Annotated in this window: 23 protein-coding genes; 12 read left to right on the top strand and 11 right to left on the bottom strand. The window is 59.8% G+C overall.

Features of this window, described 5'->3' with window-relative positions; translation table 11 throughout:
* Positions 1-28 precede the first annotated feature (28 nt).
* On the bottom strand, positions 29-952 hold the full coding sequence (locus tag LB453_RS14915; RefSeq protein WP_103795435.1) for a Kdo(2)-lipid IV(A) acyltransferase: 924 nt from the start codon (positions 950-952) through the stop codon (positions 29-31).
* A 240-nt stretch (positions 953-1,192) separates the two neighbouring features.
* On the opposite strand from LB453_RS14915, the gene LB453_RS14910 reads away from it, so the two are divergent.
* Entirely contained in the window at positions 1,193-2,242 is a 1,050-nt protein-coding gene (locus LB453_RS14910) for a rhodanese-related sulfurtransferase (protein WP_103795436.1), read from the top strand.
* 42 nt (positions 2,243-2,284) lie between these two features.
* On the opposite strand, the gene solA is transcribed toward LB453_RS14910, so the two are convergent.
* From solA to grxB, 7 genes are all read right to left on the bottom strand, one after another.
* Positions 2,285-3,403: an N-methyl-L-tryptophan oxidase gene (gene solA, locus LB453_RS14905; RefSeq protein WP_103795437.1), complete on the bottom strand. Its 1,119-nt coding sequence runs from the start codon at positions 3,401-3,403 to the stop codon at positions 2,285-2,287.
* A 97-nt stretch (positions 3,404-3,500) separates the two neighbouring features.
* On the bottom strand, positions 3,501-3,758 hold the full coding sequence (gene bssS / locus LB453_RS14900; protein ID WP_033751022.1) for a biofilm formation regulator BssS: 258 nt from the start codon (positions 3,756-3,758) through the stop codon (positions 3,501-3,503).
* 220 nt (positions 3,759-3,978) lie between these two features.
* Positions 3,979-4,248, bottom strand: a complete 270-nt coding sequence (locus LB453_RS14895) for a hypothetical protein (protein ID WP_103795438.1) — start codon at positions 4,246-4,248, stop codon at positions 3,979-3,981.
* Between the two features lie 145 nt (positions 4,249-4,393).
* The gene (gene dinI, locus LB453_RS14890; RefSeq protein WP_033751014.1) at positions 4,394-4,639 is read right to left on the bottom strand and encodes a DNA damage-inducible protein I; all 246 of its coding nucleotides are present in this window, start codon (positions 4,637-4,639) and stop codon (positions 4,394-4,396) included.
* 69 nt (positions 4,640-4,708) lie between these two features.
* A complete protein-coding gene (gene pyrC, locus LB453_RS14885; RefSeq protein ID WP_103795439.1) occupies positions 4,709-5,755 on the bottom strand; it encodes a dihydroorotase in 1,047 nt (348 codons plus the stop codon).
* A 277-nt stretch (positions 5,756-6,032) separates the two neighbouring features.
* Positions 6,033-6,596, bottom strand: a complete 564-nt coding sequence (locus tag LB453_RS14880; RefSeq protein WP_103795579.1) for a lipoprotein — start codon at positions 6,594-6,596, stop codon at positions 6,033-6,035.
* Between the two features lie 110 nt (positions 6,597-6,706).
* Entirely contained in the window at positions 6,707-7,354 is a 648-nt protein-coding gene (gene grxB, locus LB453_RS14875; protein ID WP_103795440.1) for a glutaredoxin 2, read from the bottom strand.
* A 242-nt stretch (positions 7,355-7,596) separates the two neighbouring features.
* Between grxB and rimJ the strand changes: the two genes are divergently transcribed.
* The 4 genes from rimJ to murJ all read left to right on the top strand — a co-directional run bounded on the left by rimJ (position 7,597) and on the right by murJ (position 11,411).
* The gene (gene rimJ, locus LB453_RS14870; RefSeq protein WP_033751007.1) at positions 7,597-8,187 is read left to right on the top strand and encodes a ribosomal protein S5-alanine N-acetyltransferase; all 591 of its coding nucleotides are present in this window, start codon (positions 7,597-7,599) and stop codon (positions 8,185-8,187) included.
* A 13-nt stretch (positions 8,188-8,200) separates the two neighbouring features.
* Positions 8,201-8,830 (top strand): YceH family protein, encoded by a 630-nt coding sequence (locus LB453_RS14865; RefSeq protein WP_103795441.1) that lies wholly within the window; start codon positions 8,201-8,203, stop codon positions 8,828-8,830.
* Between the two features lies 1 nt (position 8,831).
* Entirely contained in the window at positions 8,832-9,752 is a 921-nt protein-coding gene (locus LB453_RS14860; protein WP_103795442.1) for a Gfo/Idh/MocA family protein, read from the top strand.
* Between the two features lie 120 nt (positions 9,753-9,872).
* The gene (gene murJ / locus LB453_RS14855) at positions 9,873-11,411 is read left to right on the top strand and encodes a murein biosynthesis integral membrane protein MurJ (protein ID WP_103795443.1); all 1,539 of its coding nucleotides are present in this window, start codon (positions 9,873-9,875) and stop codon (positions 11,409-11,411) included.
* Between the two features lie 711 nt (positions 11,412-12,122).
* Here the strand turns inward: murJ and flgN are convergent.
* From flgN to flgA, 3 genes are all read right to left on the bottom strand, one after another.
* Complete coding sequence (gene flgN, locus LB453_RS14850; protein WP_103795445.1) at positions 12,123-12,554, bottom strand: flagellar export chaperone FlgN; 432 nt, start codon at positions 12,552-12,554, stop codon at positions 12,123-12,125.
* A gap of 5 nt (positions 12,555-12,559) precedes the next feature.
* On the bottom strand, positions 12,560-12,862 hold the full coding sequence (gene flgM / locus LB453_RS14845) for a flagellar biosynthesis anti-sigma factor FlgM (protein ID WP_103795446.1): 303 nt from the start codon (positions 12,860-12,862) through the stop codon (positions 12,560-12,562).
* A 103-nt stretch (positions 12,863-12,965) separates the two neighbouring features.
* Positions 12,966-13,625 (bottom strand): flagellar basal body P-ring formation chaperone FlgA, encoded by a 660-nt coding sequence (gene flgA / locus LB453_RS14840; RefSeq protein WP_103795447.1) that lies wholly within the window; start codon positions 13,623-13,625, stop codon positions 12,966-12,968.
* A 154-nt stretch (positions 13,626-13,779) separates the two neighbouring features.
* Between flgA and flgB the strand changes: the two genes are divergently transcribed.
* The 7 genes from flgB to LB453_RS14805 all read left to right on the top strand — a co-directional run bounded on the left by flgB (position 13,780) and on the right by LB453_RS14805 (position 18,879).
* On the top strand, positions 13,780-14,193 hold the full coding sequence (gene flgB / locus LB453_RS14835) for a flagellar basal body rod protein FlgB (protein WP_103795448.1): 414 nt from the start codon (positions 13,780-13,782) through the stop codon (positions 14,191-14,193).
* A gap of 2 nt (positions 14,194-14,195) precedes the next feature.
* On the top strand, positions 14,196-14,600 hold the full coding sequence (gene flgC, locus LB453_RS14830; protein WP_048784492.1) for a flagellar basal body rod protein FlgC: 405 nt from the start codon (positions 14,196-14,198) through the stop codon (positions 14,598-14,600).
* A gap of 12 nt (positions 14,601-14,612) precedes the next feature.
* Positions 14,613-15,284 carry a flagellar hook assembly protein FlgD gene (flgD, locus tag LB453_RS14825; RefSeq protein WP_103795449.1) on the top strand — a complete coding sequence of 224 codons (672 nt, stop codon included), beginning with the start codon at positions 14,613-14,615 and terminating at the stop codon, positions 15,282-15,284.
* A gap of 26 nt (positions 15,285-15,310) precedes the next feature.
* Positions 15,311-16,528 carry a flagellar hook protein FlgE gene (flgE, locus tag LB453_RS14820; protein ID WP_103795450.1) on the top strand — a complete coding sequence of 406 codons (1,218 nt, stop codon included), beginning with the start codon at positions 15,311-15,313 and terminating at the stop codon, positions 16,526-16,528.
* Positions 16,529-16,548: 20 nt separating this feature from the next.
* Entirely contained in the window at positions 16,549-17,307 is a 759-nt protein-coding gene (locus tag LB453_RS14815) for a flagellar basal body rod protein FlgF (RefSeq protein WP_103795451.1), read from the top strand.
* A 15-nt stretch (positions 17,308-17,322) separates the two neighbouring features.
* The gene (gene flgG / locus LB453_RS14810) at positions 17,323-18,105 is read left to right on the top strand and encodes a flagellar basal-body rod protein FlgG (RefSeq protein WP_103795452.1); all 783 of its coding nucleotides are present in this window, start codon (positions 17,323-17,325) and stop codon (positions 18,103-18,105) included.
* Between the two features lie 111 nt (positions 18,106-18,216).
* Positions 18,217-18,879, top strand: coding sequence for a flagellar basal body L-ring protein FlgH (locus LB453_RS14805; protein WP_253296959.1), 663 nt, complete (start codon positions 18,217-18,219; stop codon positions 18,877-18,879).
* Positions 18,880-18,895: the final 16 nt, after the last annotated feature.

Genomic DNA, 18,895 nt, shown 5'->3' with positions numbered 1-18,895 from the left:
GGGCGGCGAGGCACCCGCTCGCGGCAGGTTAGTAGCGCGAAGGCTCGCCTTCGGGACGAGTTTTGAAGCGGCGGTGCAGCCACATATATTGCTCGGGTGCCAGCAGAACGCCTTCTTCCACCACTTTGTTCATCTGCGCGGCGGTGGCGACGTCGCTGTCGAGCGGGATCTGCTCGCTGACGTCGGGCAGGATCAGCATCTGGTAGCCGCGGCCGTGCGGCAGGCGGCGCGGCACAAAGGGCACCACGTGGGGCTTGCCGCTGCGGATCAGCAGGTAGGTACCTACGGTGGTGGCCGCTTTCTCTACCGCGAAGAAAGGCACGAATACGCTGCTGCGCGGGCCGTAGTCGTGATCGGGCGCGTACCAGATAATATCGCCGTTTTTCAGCGCGCGGATCATGCCCTTCAGGTCTTTGCGATCCAGCATGCTTTTATTGGAGCGCATCCGGCCCCAGGTCTGCAGCCAGTCGATCAGCTTGTTGTCGTTGGGGCGATAGACGCCGATACCGGGATTGTAGATGCCGAAAATACGCGCCCCCAGCTCCAGCGTCAGAAAATGCATGCCAATCAGCAGCACGCCGCGCTGCTCATCTTTGGCTTTTTGTATATGCTCAAGGCCGGAAACATCGAACCACTTCTTAACGCGCCAGTCGGGCCAGAACCACGCCATGCCGGTTTCAATCAGCCCCATGCCGACCGACTCGAAGTTATGCTTTACCATCGCTTCACGTTCGCTGGCGGGCATATCGGGAAAGCAGAGCTCCAGATTGCGCTGGGCGATGGCGACGCGGCGTTTCAGAAAGCGCATCGCAATACGCCCTAATCCGCAGCCCAGCACATAGAGCAGCGGGTAGGGCAGGAGCACCAGCAGATAGAGAAACGCGATGCCCAGCCAGGTCAGCCAGTAACGGGGATGAAGGAGTTCTCGGGAAAATTGCGGCAGTTGAGTCATATGAAAAAGCTTATCCTGCGTAATGCGCCTGAGGGCGTCAATATCTCGTTGATTTTCCCCTATTGTGCCAGCTTTTCGTCTGCGCTGAAATAAATGCGGGACGATTGCCCAGGCGGCCATTTAGAAATAGCCTCGCCGGAAGGCGCAATAAAAAGCGATCCAGATCAATTTTCTTTGCATCCCGGCGCATTGCTGTATCATGTGCGGCGCAATTTTTTATCCCGAACAGGAACGAACACCATGCCAGTGTTACATAACCTTGTTAACAATAAAGAGCTGAAGGCGCGCATGCTGGCGGAGACCGAACCGCGCACGACCGTCTCGTTCTACAAATATTTCCACATCGCCGATCCTAAAGCCTTTCGCGACGCGCTCTATCTTGGCCTGACCGACCTTAAGGTCTTTGGCCGCGTCTACGTGGCGAAAGAGGGGATCAACGCGCAGGTCAGCGTGCCGGCCAGCCTCTATGAAAAGATGAAAGCCTTTCTCTATGGCTTCGATCCGGCGCTGGACAATCTGCGCATGAATATTGCGCTCGACGACGACGGCAAATCTTTCTGGGTGCTGCGCCTGAAGGTGCGTGACCGCATCGTAGCGGACGGCATTGAGGACGAGAGCTTTGACGCCAGCGACGTCGGCACCTATCTGAAAGCGGCGGAAGTCAACGCGATGCTGGACGATCCCGACGCGGTATTCGTCGATATGCGCAACCACTACGAATATGAAGTGGGCCGTTTCGACAAGGCGATGGAGATCCCGGCCGATACCTTCCGCGATCAGCTGCCGATGGCGGTGGAGATGCTGCAGGAGCAGAAAGATAAAAAAATCGTTATGTACTGCACCGGCGGCATTCGCTGCGAGAAGGCGAGCGCCTGGATGCGGCATAACGGTTTCGAGGATGTTTACCATATCGAAGGCGGCATTATCGAGTATGCGCGCCGCGCCCGCGAGCAGGGCCTGCCGGTGCGCTTTAAGGGGAAAAACTTCGTCTTTGATGAGCGGATGGGCGAGCGTATCTCCGACGATGTGCTGTCGCAGTGCCATCAGTGCGGCGCGCCGTGCGATACCCACACCAACTGCGTCAATGACGGCTGTCATCTGCTGTTTATTCAGTGCCCGAGTTGCGCCGAGAAGTTTCACAACTGCTGTAGCCCGCTCTGTATGGAAGAGTCGCAGCTGTCGCCGGAAGAGCAGCGCGCGCGCCGCGCCGGTCGCGAAAACGGCAACAAGATTTTCAATAAGTCGCGCGGCCGTCTGACAATGGCGATCCCGTCGCCGGAGAAAGAGTAACGCTCTGAGCCTGACGCAGATGCGTCAGGCTTTTTTATCGCTTCAGCGGGTAAAGCGAGCGAGCGAGAAGGGCGTGAGATCAAACGAAAAGGGTTTATCGAGCGCAAACTCCGTCGCCAGCTCCCCCAGTACGCTGGCGAACTTAAATCCATGTCCGCTCAGGCCGGTGATAATCAGCCGGTTCGGCTCACCCGGCAGGGTATCGATAATAAAGTCTTCATCCGGACTGATGTCGTAGCTGCAGGCTTCGCCGTGCAGACAGACCCCCACCCCAGGCAGAAATTTACGCAGAAACGCAAAGGCGTCGCTGCCGTCTTCGGCGAAGCTGCCGAAGGGTTTGCGATCTTCCGGCTGGCTCATCGGCTGGCCGCCGTCGTGACGTCCCACCTTCAGGGCATTGTTGTCCGCCGGAAAGCCGTAAAATTGGCTGCCGTTCTCCATCTCAACCGTAAAGCCGGGAAACTTATTGTTTTCGCTGTAGCGCCCGTCAGCCTGATACCAGGCGAACACTTTACGCGTCGGCTTAAGCGGCAGATCCGGCACCAGCTTACCGACCCATGTACCGGCGCTGATCAGCAGCTTGCGCGCGCGGAAAGTGCCGTCTGCCGTCACCACCTGCTGCAGGTCGCCGTCGCGGCCAATCTGCGATACGCCGCAGTTAAACAGCTGCGCGCAGCCCGCTTTTTCGGCGAGGGCGATCCAGCTGCGTACCGCCTGCTCGCACTTCAGATAGCCGGACTGCGGTTCAAAAACGCCGATATAGCCGTCCGGCACGCCGATCTGCGGCCAGCGCTGGCGAACCTCATCCGCCTGCAGCAGCTGCACATCCAGCTTCCAGGCCTGCGCGCTGTCGATAACGTTGCGGATGAATGCAGAGTGAATGGGCGCAAGATTGATAATGCCGCTGCGGTGCATAATGCGTTCGCCGGACAGCTCTTCCAGCTCATCCCACAGCTTCTGCGCGCGCAGCACCAGCGGCACATAGCGTTCGCCTTCGCCATAGGCGTGACGGATCAGGCGCGTTTCGCCGTGATGCGCGCCCTGGGTATGCGGCGGATGGCTGGAATCGATCATCAGCACCGACAGGCCCGCCTGGGTGGCGTAAAAGCCTGCGGCGGCACCAACGGACCCGCTGCCCACCACGATCAGATCATAAATCATTGAATGGAAACTCCTGAAAGCCGTAACACGGCCAGCAGCATACCAGAAGCAGAAATGAAAAAGGCACCCCTGAGGGTGCCCGTTCATCTGGCGGAGACTAATGTTTGGACTGATAGCGCTCCATCTGCTCGGCCGATTCGATCTTGGCAATGCCAGCTTCAAGGATAGAAATAAATTGCCTTGCCACGTCTGTTGTCAGCCAGTAGGTCGGTCCGACGTCTGCTTCTTCTTCTTTTTGATCCTGCGAGGAGAGCGAATGCAAACGGATCATCATAGCGTCGTAGCTGTCTACAGTACTGATATCCCAGCCCACCAGCGGGTGAGTCTGAATAACGTCTTTATGATTACTGTCCATTATAACCTCCTTATTACTCGTTAAACGAAGTGCATGATGAGGTTCAATGCGGCTTTTTTATCCAGTAGCGAGACAATTATAACAGAAAAAGCGGTCTATCCGACTAAAAAGTGCGGCGAACAAAAAGTGAGCGAAATATTCGCCGTTAAAAAAGCGTTTAAAACAAATAAAATGCCTGACGCATCAGGCAGTTTATTATGCGCCCACCTGTCGCCAGCAATCAGGCCAGGGGTTCAGCCGGCTGTACGCTGTGAGGCTTTTGCAGCGTCAGCGCCAGACGCGCGAAGTGCTGCTGCAGAGGTTCGTCGTGGTTCTGGTTTTGCGCCTCAAGCGTCAGGTGATGCACCAGCAGCTGAGCGGCGCGTTCGTCGAGGCAGAGGGTAAGGCTGGAAAAGGCGCTTTCCAGCACCGTCAGACGACGCTGTTGATCGGCAATTAGCGCCAGCAGTTCACCGAAGGTCATGGCCTCTTCCGGGTTGTCTGTCATCATTTCATCTCACCTCCTGTTAAGCATAACGAGCGGAAGAATAGGCGATTGATCGATCAGAGTCTAGATGCAGGGAAAAGTTCTGGCGAGGGGGAGAAGCGATAAAAAAGCCGGATGGCGACACCCGGCAAAAACTGCGCAGTGGCGGTTAATCGGTAATAAACCAGTCGTCAGCGCTTTCCCAGGTCTCCTGGAGAATATCGCTGATGCGATCGCGCGTCTCTTTACCGCCGCCCAGCACGCTGAGCTGGTTTGCGGTGGCATAGCGCACCTTGACGTGGTTCTGGCCGTCGGGAAATTCTTCATCGATACGGCGGGATAGTTCTGCCGTCAGCGCTTCCATTGCGCCGGACGGAAGCGGGGACGTTTTGGCAACGGTAATTTCAACACGCATAGCAGCCTCCGGATTAGATGCTGTATATATTTACAGTATATTTCGGCCGGAGGCAAGCGAAAGCGCCGATTAGATTTCCACGCGCCAGTTCAGGGTTTCGCCGGCAAGGAAGGGCACCAGGGCGTGCTCGCCCATGCTGATGCTCTCTTCAACTTTCCAGGGCTCGCGCACCAGCGTTACGGTTCCTTCGTTCAGCGGCAGGCCGTAAAAGCGCGGGCCGTTCTCGGAGCAGAAGGCTTCGAAATGCTGCAGGGCGTTCAGCTCTTCGAAAACGGTGGCGTAGGCGGGCAGCGACGTTGGCGCGTTGAAGACGCCCGCGCAGCCGCAGCTGGCCTCTTTCAGGTGGCGCAGGTGCGGGGCGGTGTCGGTGCCGAGGAAGAAGCGCGGATGGCCGCTGGCGACCACCTTGCGCAGCGCCTCCTGATGCACGTTGCGCTTGAGGATCGGCAGGCAGTAGAGGTGCGGACGCACGCCGCCCACCAGCATATGGTTGCGGTTAAACATCAGGTGCTGAGGGGTGATGGTGGCGCCCAGCTTGTCGTTGCCCGCCTCAACGTACTGGGCAGCTTCTCGCGTGGTAATGTGCTCAAAGACCACCTTCAGTTCCGGGTACGCTTTGCGCAGCGGCTCCATAACGCTGTCGATAAAGCGCGCCTCGCGGTCGAAGATATCGATATCGGCGTGGGTCACTTCGCCGTGGATCAGCAGCGGCATACCGATCTTCTGCATACGCTCCAGTACCCCGCTGATAGCGTCGATGCGGGTGACGCCGTGGCTGGAGTTGGTGGTGGCATGCGCCGGGTAGAGTTTGGCGGCGGTAAAGACGCCCGCGTTAAAGCCCTGCTCGATCTCACTGGGATCGAGCGAGTCGGTGAGATAGCAGGTCATCAGCGGGGTAAAGCGATGTTCTGCCGGCAGCGCGGCCAGAATACGATCGCGGTAGGCGACCGCGGCGGCGACACTGGTGACCGGCGGCACCAGGTTAGGCATCACGATGGCACGTCCGTTAACCGCGCTGGTATAGGGCAAAACCGTATTCAGCATCGCGTCGTCGCGCAGGTGAATATGCCAGTCGTCAGGGCGGCGGATAGTAAGTTGCTGAGGGTGTGCAGTCATCAGTGAAGCTCCGGCTAGTCAGGAAACGTAGAGGCGCGTTTTGGCCGGGTACAAAGCATAAGGTGTCGGGCAACCGTTTGCACTTCTTTTCTTGCAGGAAAAGCAAAACGCCACGGGCGTGGTTGAGTCTGGCATAAGGTGCCGCCCACGCCGACAAGCACCTTATCCCTGAGGCGCGCCCGCTATCGGGCCAGGGCGCAGCGCGCTCTGCGTTTTTTTTCCTGTCACCGGGGGAAATTTTCCCCCGGTCAGAGCAAGGTTCCGCCTTTCAGGCGACCTACTGCGTAAACGGGATCACCAGCTGGCCCGGCTCGACTTTTAGCCCTTTGGCAAATTTCTTCGCCAGCGCCTCGCCTTTGCTGCGATCGACGCTCAAAACGTAAGCTGGCTTCTGGTTAAAGTAGCTTTTCAGCGACTGATTCAGGTAGGGCGTCAGGCTTTTCATCACCGCCGCCATCTTTTCCGGCTGCACCTGCGCGTCGACGATCTCCAGATCGCGCAGAAAGATGGCGCCCTGCTGCGCGTCAAAGACCGGCTGCGCCTTCATCTTCAGCTGCATATCCGCTTGCTGCGGGCCAAACAGTGACGTGACGTTGATTTTTGCCTTGCCGGTCACCGTGACGCGGTCTGGCTCCTCGCGGCCAATCTGGCTGTTAAGATCGGTCAGCAGGATATGGGCGTTCACCAGCCCGGCGACGCCGATATCTTTCTCATAATTGTTGTGTTTCGCCAGCGCCTGATTCACTTCCTGCTCGCTGATGGTGTACTGGGTAAGCTGATTGCAGCCGCTAACCAGCACGGCGAAAAACAGGGCCGTCAGCCCCAGAAATGCCTTTCTCATTTTATCCTCATCCGTAGTGATGCTAATGCAGCGCATAGGGTGCCTGAATGCGGATGAGGTGTCATTAAGAAGGCGATGAGAAACGCCAGCGCGCTTCTCATCTGAACGCGTCAAAGGGCGATAGAGGAGAGCAGGTTCACCTGCGTCTGCTTGGCCATATTGTCGCGGTAGTCGGCGACGCGGCTCGGCCAGTCGATGCCAGCCACCAGCGTCAGCGAGCGCAGCAGCGGAAAGAGGTGAATGTCATCTTCCGACAGCTCGCCGTTAACCGCGTTGGGCTTCACAATCAGCTTGTCGAGCTGGCGCAGATCGTCGCTGATCTTTTTGATCAGGCCGGGCGCATGGCTCTTCAGCTCGGTGAAGTCGCCAATGGCCGCCTCTTTCTTCTGGCGGAAATAGCTGCGCGCCTCCGGCGTGGCGAATTCGGCGAAGGCGGCTTCCGCGATACGCGGCAGCAGCAGCTTATTAACGTAGCCGTTAACGCTGCGCAGCCAGTCGCCGATGGCCGGATTGATTTTGCCGTTCAGCAGCGGTTCACGGTCGATTTTATCGACAAAGCGCACAATATCGAGGCTTTCCGGCATCGCGCTGCCGTCATCTTTTTGCAGGATGGGTGCCACCTTCTGGCCCACCAGCTTTTTCGGCGTCGCTTCATCGTCGTTAAGCATGACGATCAGCTCTACCGGCAGATTTTTCAGGCCGAAAATCATGCGCGCTTTGACGCAAAAGGGGCAGTGGTCGTAGATGTAGAGTTTCATCCCGGTCTCCTTTGTCGGGTCAGGGCGACGGGCGTCACCCTGATTGAGGGCGTGCCAGAAGTATGGAAGAGATTCCAGGGGAGGGCAAACCGACGCAGCAGGCAGAGCGGCTTTTGCAACGTAAAATCAAGACCTTTTATGCCCGGCGTTAACGAATATTTTACCGCGGCAGGGGCGGCGGTTATAGTGAAAGTCATGTTGCAGGCACCGCTTTCTTAAAGCCCTCGATTTCAGGAGTGATGATGTTTGGCTATCGTTCTGCCGCCCCCAGGGTGCGATTAACCACCGACCGACTGGTGGTGCGTCTGGTTCACGAGCGCGACGCCTGGCGACTGGCGGATTACTACGCCGAAAACCGCGCCTTTTTAAAACCCTGGGAGCCGGTGCGCGACGAGAGCCACTGTTATCCTTCCGGCTGGCAGGCGCGGCTGGGCCTGATCACCGATATGCATAAAAGCGGCTCCGCCTACTATTTCATTCTGATGGATCCCGAAGAGTCTGAAGTGCGCGGGGTTGCGAACTTCAGCAACGTGCTGCGCGGCTCGTTCCACGCCTGCTACCTCGGCTATTCGCTGGGCGAAAAGTGGCAAGGGCAGGGACTGATGTTCGAGGCGCTGCAGGCTGCTATCCGCTATATGCAGCGCCAGCAAAATATCCACCGTATTATGGCGAACTATATGCCGCATAATCAGCGCAGCGGCGCGCTGCTGGCGCGTCTCGGCTTTGAAAAAGAGGGTTATGCGAAAGACTATCTGTTAATCGACGGCCGCTGGCAGGATCATGTGCTGACCGCGTTGACTCGTCAGGAGTGGACGCCGGATCGGCGCGGCTAATAAGGAGAGTGGAATGAAAATGGCGCTTTCGCCGCTGGCGTTGCGTGTTCTTGGTTGCCTGCTGGAGAAGCAGGTCACCACGCCGGAGCAGTACCCCCTGTCGCTGAATGCGGTGGTGACAGCCTGCAATCAAAAGTCGAACCGCGAGCCGGTGATGAACCTGAGCGAAAGCGAAGTGCAGGAGGAGCTGGATCGGCTGACGAAAAAGCATCTTGCCACCGCTAACAGCGGCTTCGGCCAGCGCGTGGCGAAGTATGAGCAGCGGTTCTGCAATTCGACCTTCGGCAATCTGCAGCTCAGCAGCGCTGAGGTGGCGATCCTGACGCTGCTGTTTTTGCGCGGCGCCCAGACGCCGGGCGAGCTGCGCACGCGCAGCGGCAGGCTGCACGAATTCGCCGAGGTGGCGGAGGTCGAAAGCGTGCTGGCCGGACTGGCCGAGCGCGAGATGGTGGCGCGCCTGCCGCGCGAACCGGGCAAACGCGAAAGCCGCTATATGCATCTGTTCGGTGACGAGCAGGTCGCCAGCCAGGCGGAAAAGCCGCTGGAGGATAACGGCGATCTCAGCGCGCGCGTCGCGGTGCTGGAGCAGTCGCTCGCCGCCCTGCAGACGCTGGTGCAGACGCTGCTGCATAAAGGAGGCTGAGATGAGATTGCGAATTGGTGTGGTCGGGCTGGGCTCGATTGCGCAGAAAGCCTGGCTGCCGGTGCTGGCGCAGGCGGAGAGCTGGACGCTGGTCGGCGCCTTCTCGCCAAATCAGCAGAAGGCGCAAGGGATCTGCGACAGCTACCGCATGGCCTGTTTCTCCTCGCTGAGCGCGCTGGCGGACGCCTGCGACGCGGTGTTTGTCCACACCAGCACCGCCACCCACTATGAGATTGTCAAAGCGCTGCTGCTGGCGGGAAAAGATGTGCTGGTGGATAAGCCGCTGGCCGATAATTTTAGCCAGGCCGAGGCGCTGGTGGCGCTGGCGGAGAAGCGCGGACGCCGGCTGATGGTGGGCTTTAACCGCCGCTTTGCGCCGCGCTATCAGCAGCTGCGGCTGGCGATGCCGCAGGCCGCCAGCCTGCGCGTGGAGAAACACCGCAGCGACAGCGTCGGGCCGAACGATCTGCGCTTTACGCTGCTTGATGACTATCTGCACGTGGTGGATACCGCGCTGTGGCTGGCGGGCGGTAGCGCTGCCCAGCGTCATGGCTATATCGACACCAACGAGCGTGGCGAAATGCGCTATGCCGAGCACCATTTCGTCGCTGACGGGGTGCAGATCGCCACCAGCATGCATCGTCGCGCCGGCAGCCAGCGCGAGCGCGCCAGCCTGGTAGGTGACGGCTGCTGTATCGACGTGCTGGATATGCGCGACTGGCAGGAGGAGCGCGGCGACGGCGTGCGCATCGATCCGCCGCCCGCATGGCAAAGCCATCTGGCGCAGCGCGGCTTTAGCGGCGCGGCGCACCATTTTATCCAGTGCGTGCAAAATCAGACGATGCCTGAAACCAGCGGCGAACAGGCGCTGCTGGCGCAGCGCGTGGTGGAAAAAATGTGGCGCGAGGCGGAGAAGGAATAACGCCTTGTAACACTCCGTGCTGGTCATTTCCCGCCGTGGCAGTAGACTATCGCCGGGCGCCGCTGGGCGCCCGCGCTAAGTAGCTCATTTTGCCGACTCTTTTCAGGACGCGCGCCAATTATGAATCTGTTGAAATCGCTGGCAGCGGTCAGTTCCATGACCCTGTTTTCCCGCGTATTGGGTTTTGCCCGTGACGCCATTGTGGCGCGGGTGTTCGGCGCCGGGATGGCCACGGACGCCTTTTTCGTTGCCTTTAAGCTGCCTAATCTGCTGCGGCGTATTTTCGCCGAGGGTGCCTTCTCGCAGGCCTTCGTGCCGATCCTTGCCGAGTATAAAAGCAAGCAGGGCGAAGAGGCGACGCGGCTGTTTGTCGCCTACGTCTCCGGGCTGCTGACGCTGGCGCTGGCGCTGGTGACAATCGCGGGGATGGTCGCCGCGCCCTGGGTGATTCTGGTCACCGCGCCCGGCTTTGCCGACACCGCCGATAAGTTCGCGCTTACCAGTGCGCTGCTGCGCGTCACCTTTCCCTATATTCTGCTGATTTCGCTCGCCTCGCTGGCGGGCGCCATCCTCAACACCTGGAACCGCTTCTCCGTTCCCGCCTTCGCCCCCACGCTGTTGAATATCAGCATGATCGGCTTCGCGCTCTTCGCCGCGCCGCACTTCCATCCGCCGGTGATGGCGCTGGCGTGGGCGGTCGTGGCGGGCGGCGTGCTGCAGCTTTTCTATCAGCTGCCGCACCTGAAAAAGATCGGCATGCTGGTGCTGCCGCGCATTAACCTGAAGGATGCGGGCGTCTGGCGCGTGATGCGCCAGATGGGGCCGGCGATCCTCGGCGTCTCCGTCAGCCAGATTTCGCTGATCATCAATACTATTTTCGCCTCGTTTCTCGTCTCTGGCTCGGTCTCCTGGATGTATTACGCCGATCGCCTGATGGAGTTTCCGTCGGGCGTGCTGGGCGTGGCGCTCGGCACTATCCTGCTGCCCTCGCTGGCGAAGAGCTTCTCCAGCGGCAACCACGACGAGTATTCCCGCCTGATGGACTGGGGCCTGCGCCTCTGCTTTCTGCTGGCGCTACCGAGCGCGGTGGCGCTGGGCATTCTCTCTGGTCCGCTGACCGTGGCGCTGTTTCAGTACGGCAAGTTCACTGCCTTTGATGCCCTGATGACGCAGCGCGCGCTGATTGCCTATTCAGTCGGGCTGATGGGGCTGATTGTGGTGAAGGTGCTGGCGCCGGGATTCTACTCGCGCCAGGACATCAAGACGCCGGTGAAGATTGCCATGATTACTCTGGTGATGACGCAGGTGATGAACCTGGCCTTTATCGGCCCGCTGAAGCATGCCGGTCTGTCGCTCTCTATCGGCCTGGCGGCCTGTCTTAACGCCGCGCTGCTCTACTGGCAGCTGCGTAAGAAGAACATTTTTCAGCCGCAGCCGGGCTGGGCGAGCTTTCTGCTGCGTCTGCTGATCGCGGTCGTGGTGATGGCGGCGGCGCTGCTCGCTATTCTCAGGGTGATGCCGGCCTGGGAAGAGGGCGCGATGGTGTGGCGTCTGCTGCGCCTGGCGGCGGTCTGCGCGGTGGGCGGCGGCGCCTATTTCGTCACGCTGGGGCTGCTCGGCTTCCGGCTGCGCGACTATGCGCGCCGGGCGCACGCGTAACTAACTAACCTTGTGTGCGCCAGGCGCATGCGTAACTCACTAACCCGCCTTCAGGCGGGTTTTTTACAGACAGCGCAGAAGCTGAAACGCGGGTGATATGGACCGAAGAGCAAAGCGTCCCGCGACAAGGAAGTCGCGGGCCGAGCGCGCATGGATGCCCTGAGCGACTTTGCGATCGGGCCATATCATCCGCGCAGGCACACCGCCCACAGGCAAAAAGTGCGCGGAAGTAAAAGCACAGGGAGATAGCGCGAAGAGCAAAGCGTCCCGCGCCAGAGAACCGGTGCTGCCCGGCTTCCGATTGCGCGACGATTCACCACCCGCCTTCAGGCGGGTTTTTTACAGACAGCGCAGAAGCTGAAACGCGGGTGATATGGACCGAAGAGCAAAGCGTCCCGCGACAAGGATGTCGCGGGCCGAGCGCGCATGGATGCCCTGAGCGACTTTGCGATCGGGCCATATCATCCGCGTAGGCGCACCGCCCACAGGCAAAAAAAATGCGCGGAAGCAAAAGCGCGAAGAGCAAAGCGTCCCGCCACAAGGAAGTCGCGGGCCGAGCGCGCATGGATGCCCTGAGCGCTTTGCGATCGGGCCATATCATCCGCGCAGGCACACCGCCCACAGGCAAAAAGTGCGCGGAAGTAAAAGCGCTATCCCCCACGCCAGCTCCCCTGCTACAGACAAAAAAATCCCGCCTGCAGGCGGGATTTTTTATGCTTTACGGCTGAGGGTAGCCTGACCTTTCCCCAGCCCATCCGGGCCGTAAAACGCCTGCGTCTGATGCGGCTTAAGCACGGTCAGCGCCTCTTCGGTAAAGCGGATCTGCTGATTAAGCAGCAGACCATTATGGGTATTGGCGTCGTTTAAGCGACGCGTCATCAGGCCGATACTCTGCCAGCGACGCGTCATATCGCTGTGACCAGCATAAGGGGCCTGGGTGCCGAGCTGTCGCTCGGTACTGCGACGCATCTCATCGAGATAGCTCAGCGTCGCCAGCAGCGCGCCTTTATCTTCGGTAATGCGCTGCAGCAGATTACTGTTAATCTTGCCCGCGGCCAGTTGGTGCTGCTCCTCTTCGAGAACGTTCGAAAGCGAGGAAAGCACTTCCTGCATCTTATCTAGTGTGGTCAACAGGTTGCTCATGGGGATTATTTACCCTCTAAATACGCCTTAGTGTCGGCAATCAGCGCGTCGGCGATCTTGCCGGTATCCATTTTCAGTTCGCCATTACGAATGGCGGTTTTCAGTTGTTCAACGCGCGCCACGTTGATGTCCTGGCTGCCCGGCTGGGTCAGCTGCGACTGTGCGTTGCTCAGACTCACCTGAGCGGCGGCGGGCGTGGTTGCGGTAGCGTTCGACGCCTGGCGCGTTTTACCGGCTGCGGACTCATTGCTTTCGCGGGTCTGCACGGTGGCGACGGGCTTCAGAGGTTGCGTTCTGTCGATGCTCATATTCGGGCTCCTGTACGGTCAGGGGAAACTGCCACCTGAATCAGAATAGCGTAATCGCTTAATTGATTTCTCTATCGGCAGAAAAACAGTGTTCTTTAGCGCCTTATAGCGATATCAGAATATTCCCATCCGCATCGACTTTCCCGCTTACCACCTGACCGTTGCCCATGCGCACGCGCACCGACTGCGCCAGAATCGCATTATTTAACGCTTTGCCTTCGCCGCTGGCGTTAAAGCCCTCGCCGCTGGCGATCACCATCACGCTCTGACCCGCCTTAACCCGCCAGGGCTGACGCATCATCGACAGTGTCACCGGCTGACCCGGCTGAATATCGCGCAGCACAATCGCATCCGCCACCGAACTGACGTCCAGCAGCGTGCGCGCCGGCAGCGTGTCGAGACGGCCGCTCTGCAGGCGGAAATCGGCGGCGCTGGCGGTGGTGCCGCGCGCCAGCAGACGCGTCGCCACCAGATACTGACCGGTGACCTGCACCTGAACTTGCAGAAAACGTCGCGTATCGCCGCAGGTGGCGGCCACGCTCATCGGTCCCCACAGGCGGCTGTTGCCGGGCAGGGAGAACTGCGGCGCCTCGCAGGTCGGCCACTGCGCCTGCGGCGTCTTAATCTCTACCGTCATGCCCGCAGCATGCTGCGCGTCGCGAGCCTGAAAAAAGCCCGTCAGCTGGGCGGGAAGATCGGCGGCGTTGGCGGGCAGGGCGAACAGCGCCAGCAGGCCGGCCAACAGGGCAGTAATGTTACGCATCAAATGACTCCTTGCTGCTGATGGCGACGAGTCTACTCGCATCGCGGCAAAATCAAGACCAAAAATAGCCCCGGTTTTTGGCTTTATTCAGACGATGGCTATTGCTTTTCCCAACATAAGCTGTCCGCTCGAAATTCTCATTCGCGGAGGAAGCATGCTCGACAAACTGGATGCTGCGCTGCAGTTCGGCACTGAAGCTCTCAACCTGCGTGCTCAACGCCAGGAGATCCTGGCGTCAAATATTGCCAACGCCGATACCCCTGGCTATCAGGCGCGGGATATCGACTTTGCCAGCGAGCTTAGTCGGGTAATGAAAAACGGCCGCGCCGAAGGCAGCAGCATGGCGCTGAAGGTGACCTCGCCGCGCCATATCGAAGCGCAGGTCAACTCGGCGGCGTCGGCGAACCTGCTCTATCGCATACCCGATCAGCCTGCGGCCGACGGTAACACCGTCGATATGGATCGCGAACGTACTCAGTTCGCGGACAACAGTCTGAAGTACCAGACCGACCTCACCCTCATCAGCAGCCAGATCAAAGGCATGATGAGCGTGTTACAAGGGCAATAAACATGGCACTGCTGAATATTTTTGACATTGCCGGGTCAGCGATGACCGCGCAATCCCAGCGTCTCAACGTCAGCGCCAGTAACCTGGCGAACGCCGACAGCGTCACCGGCCCCGACGGCAAGCCGTACGTGGCGAAGCAGGTGGTATTTCAGACCGATGCGGCGCCCGGCGCCGCGACCGGCGGCGTCAAAGTGGCGCAGGTGCTGGACGATCCCTCTCCGGCGAAGCTGGTGTACGACCCAGGCAACCCGCTGGCGGACGACAAGGGCTACGTGAAGATGCCGAACGTGGACGTGGTGGCGGAAACCGTCAACACCATGTCGGCGTCGCGCAGCTATCAGGCCAACGTCGAGGTGTTGAACACCGTGAAATCCATGATGATGAAAACCCTGACGATGGGTTCCTGAGGGAGATAACAGATGGGCATTGCAGTAGGCGTTAATGAAAAGCTGGACCCCACGGTCCTCAGCTCTTCCAGCACCAGCACCAGCAACAGCGCGCAGGATCTGCAGAACCAGTTCCTGACCATGCTGGTGACGCAGTTACAGAATCAGGATCCCACTAATCCGATGGACAACAGCCAGCTCACCACCCAGCTGGCGCAGATCAACACCCTGAGCGGCATTGAAAAACTCAATACCACGCTGGGATCGATCTCCGGGCAGATCAGCACCAGCCAGTCGCTGCAGAGTTCGACGCTGATTGGCCACGGCGTAATGGTCAACGGCTCGCAGGTGCTGGTTGGCAAAGGCACCACCACGCCGTTTGGCGTTGAGCTGGCCAGCGCCTCGACCGCCACCAGCGCCACGATTAAAGATGCCAGCGGCAACGTGGTGCGCACCATCGATCTGGGTGCGCTCTCTGCCGGCGTACACACCTTCTCGTGGGACGGCACGCTGGCGGACAGCTCCACCGCGCCGGACGGCAAATATACGGTTTCAATCGCCGCCAGCAATGGCAGCACACAGCTGGTCGCTCAGCCGCTTAACTACGCCTACGTCAATGGCGTATCGACGGCAGACAGCACCACCAGACTGGATCTCGGCACCATGGGCGCCGCAACCCTTGATGAAGTACGTCAGATTCTCTGATTCATCTCTAAACAGGAGAAATAAACATGTCATTTTCCCAAGCGGTGAGCGGCCTGGGCGCTGCCTCCAGCAACCTGGACGTTATCGGCAACAACATCGCCAACTCCGCGACGGCCGGCTTTAAATCCAGCACCATCGCCTTCGCCGATATGTTCGCCGGTTCCAACGTCGGCCTCGGCACCAAGGTGGCGGCGGTGATCCAGAACTTTAACGACGGCTCCACCACCACCACCAGCCGCGGCCTCGACGTCGCGCTGAGCGGCAACGGCTTCTTCCGCATGGCTGACGCCAGCGGCGCGGTCTACTACTCGCGTAACGGCCAGTTCACGCTGGATGAGAACCGCAACCTGGTCAACACCCAGGGGCTGAAAGTGACCGGCTATCCGGTAAACGGCACGCCGCCGACCGTGCAGACCGGCGCTAACCCGGTTGCGCTGAGCATTCCGACCACGCAGATGGGGGCGCGCGCCACCACTACCGCGACTCAGGTGGCGAACCTGAACTCCACCAGCGCCATCCCGACCGTGACGCCGTTCAACGCCAGCAATGTCGACAGCTATAACGCTAAAAGCACCATGACCGTCTATGACTCGCAGGGTAACGACCACACCCTCGACATGTACTACGTCAAAACCGCTGACAACAGCTGGACGGTGCACGCGATTGACTCCACCACCGGCACCAGCGCAGGGGACTTCACCACGGCGTTCGACAGCAACGGCAACCTGACGGGCATCAACGGCGGCACGGCGTCAACGGTTAACCTGACCATCAACGGCTCCAACGGCGCGGCGGCGGGTCAAACCATTTCGCTGAGCATGCTGGGCAGCCTGCAGCAGAACACCGGCACCACCACCTTTGGTAACCCGACGCAGGATGGCTACGCGCCAGGCGACCTGACCAGCTACGCGATTAACGATGACGGCACCATCACCGGTACCTACTCCAACCAGAAAACCCAGCTGCTGGGTCAGATCGTGCTGGCCAGCTTCTCTAACCCGGAAGGCCTGCAGTCACAGGGCGACAACGTCTGGGCAGCGACCAGCTCATCAGGGCAGGCGGCCATTGGTGTGGCCGGTACCGGCACCTACGGTTCACTGACCGCTGGCGCGCTGGAAGCGTCGAACGTCGATATGAGCAAAGAGCTGGTGAACATGATTGTGGCGCAGCGCAACTATCAGGCCAACGCCCAGACCATCAAAACTCAGGACCAGATCCTTAACACCCTGGTCAACTTGCGTTAATTCACTAACGGGATTGCTTTATGGATCACGCGATATATACCGCAATGGGCGCGGCCAGCCAGACGCTGGATCAGCAGGCCGTCACGGCCAGCAACCTCGCCAACGCCTCAACGCCAGGCTTTCGCGCGCAGCTCAATGCGCTGCGCGCGGTGCCGGTCAGCGGCTGGTCGCTGCCGACGCGTACGCTGGTGGCCGCCTCGACGCCCGGTGCCGATATGAGCCAGGGCGCGATGGACAATACCGGACGTACGCTGGACGTGGCGATGGGGCAGGACGGCTGGCTGGCGGTGCGTACCGCTGACGGCAGCGAAGCCTATACCCGCAACGGCAATATGCAGATCAGCCCGACCGGCATTCTGACCGTGCAGGGCAATCCCGTCATGGGCGATGGCGGCCCTATCGCGGTGCCGCAGGGCGCCGAACTGACGATCGCGGCCGACGGCACCATCACCTCGCGCAACGCGGGCGATGCGCCGAACGCCACGGTGCAGATCGGCCGTCTGAAGCTGGTGAAAGCCACCGGCAAAGAGCTGCAGCGCGGCGACGACGGCATGTTCCGTCCGACCCAGCAGACGCAGGCGACGCGCGGCGCGACGCTGGCCACCGACGCCACGGTGCAGGTGATGCCGGGCGTGCTGGAGGGCAGCAACGTCAAGCCGGTTGAGACCATGGTCGATATGATTGCCAACGCCCGACGCTTTGAGATGCAGATGAAAGTCATCACCAACGTCGACGAAAACGAACAAAAAGCCAATCAGCTGCTGAATATGAGCAGCTAAGGCAGAGGAAAAAAAATGATTCGTTCTTTATGGATCGCCAAAACCGGTCTTGACGCCCAGCAAACCAATATGGACGTGATCTCCAACAACCTGGCGAACGTCAGCACCAACGGCTTTAAACGTTCGCGCGCGGTGTTTGAAGACCTGATGTACCAGACCCTGCGTCAGCCGGGCACGCAGTCCTCGGAGCAGACTACGCTGCCGTCGGGCCTGCAGATCGGCACCGGCGTGCGCCCGGTCACCACCGAGCGCCTGCATACCCAGGGCAACCTGTCGCAGACCAGCAACTCCAAAGATGTGGCGATCAACGGTCAGGGCTACTTTGAAGTGCAGCTGCCGGACGGCACCTCTGCCTACACCCGCGACGGCTCGTTCCAGGTGGACCAGAACGGTCAGCTGGTTAACAACGCCGGCTATCCGGTGCAGCCGGGGATCACCATTCCGGCCAACGCCACCAGCATCACCATCTCGCGCGACGGCGTGGTGAGCGTGACGCAGCAGGGACAGACTAACCCGGCGCAGGTGGGACAGCTGACCCTCAGCACCTTTATTAACGACGCCGGCCTCGACAGCATGGGTGAGAACCTCTACCAGGAGACTCAGGCGTCAGGCGCGCCGACCCAGAGCACGCCAGGCCAGAACGGCGCAGGCCTGCTCTATCAGGGCTTTGTGGAAACCTCTAACGTCAACGTGGCGGAAGAGCTGGTCACGATGATCCAGACGCAGCGCGCTTATGAAATCAACAGCAAAGCGATCAGCACCTCCGATCAAATGCTGCAGAAATTAACGCAGATTTAATTGCGGTTATCAGGGCCAGCGCTGGCTGGCCTGAAGTCAACACATCTATAAGGTCGTGACTCCGTGGCGAAGCAACTGAATATAAAGCCTGGACATTGGTTGGCGGCGGCAATGCTGCTGACTCTTAACGGTTGTGCGTTAGTGCCGCGCACGCCGCTGGTGGAAGGGGCAACGACGGCGCAGCCGCTGCCTTCCGCGCCGCCGGTGGTCAACGGCTCTATTTTTCAGGGCGTCGCGCCGCTCAACTACGGCTATCAGCCGCTGTTTGAGGACCGTCGTCCGCGCAATATCGGCGATACGCTCACTATCGTATTGCAGGAGAACGTCAGCGCCAGCAAGAGCTCGTCAGCCAACGCGACGCGCGACGGCAGCGCCAGCTTCGGTCTCGACGCTATTCCGACCGGCCTGAACGGCCTGGTGGGCGCAGACGGCTCGAAAGCCAACGTCGGCGCCAACGGCAAAAACGATTTCGCTGGCAAAGGCGGCGCAACCGCCAACAACACCTTTACCGGCACCATTACTGTCACCGTGAATCAGGTTCTGTCGAACGGCAACCTGCGCGTGGTCGGTGAGAAGCAGATCGAGATCAACCAGGGCACCGAATTTATTCGCTTCTCTGGCGTAGTGAACCCGCGCACCATCAGCGCCAGCAACTCGGTGCTGTCGACGGCGGTGGCTGATGCCCGTATCGAATATGTCGGCAATGGCTATATCAATGAAGCGCAGACCATGGGCTGGTTCCAGCGTTTCTTCCTGAACATCTCGCCGATGTAATGAGGTCATGATGAAA

It is taken from the genome of Pantoea agglomerans, assembly GCF_020149765.1.
GTDB classification, from domain to species: Bacteria; Pseudomonadota; Gammaproteobacteria; order Enterobacterales; family Enterobacteriaceae; genus Pantoea; species Pantoea alvi.
Note: the sequence above shows the minus strand (reverse complement) of the source record. Positions and strands in the feature narration are given on the sequence as shown.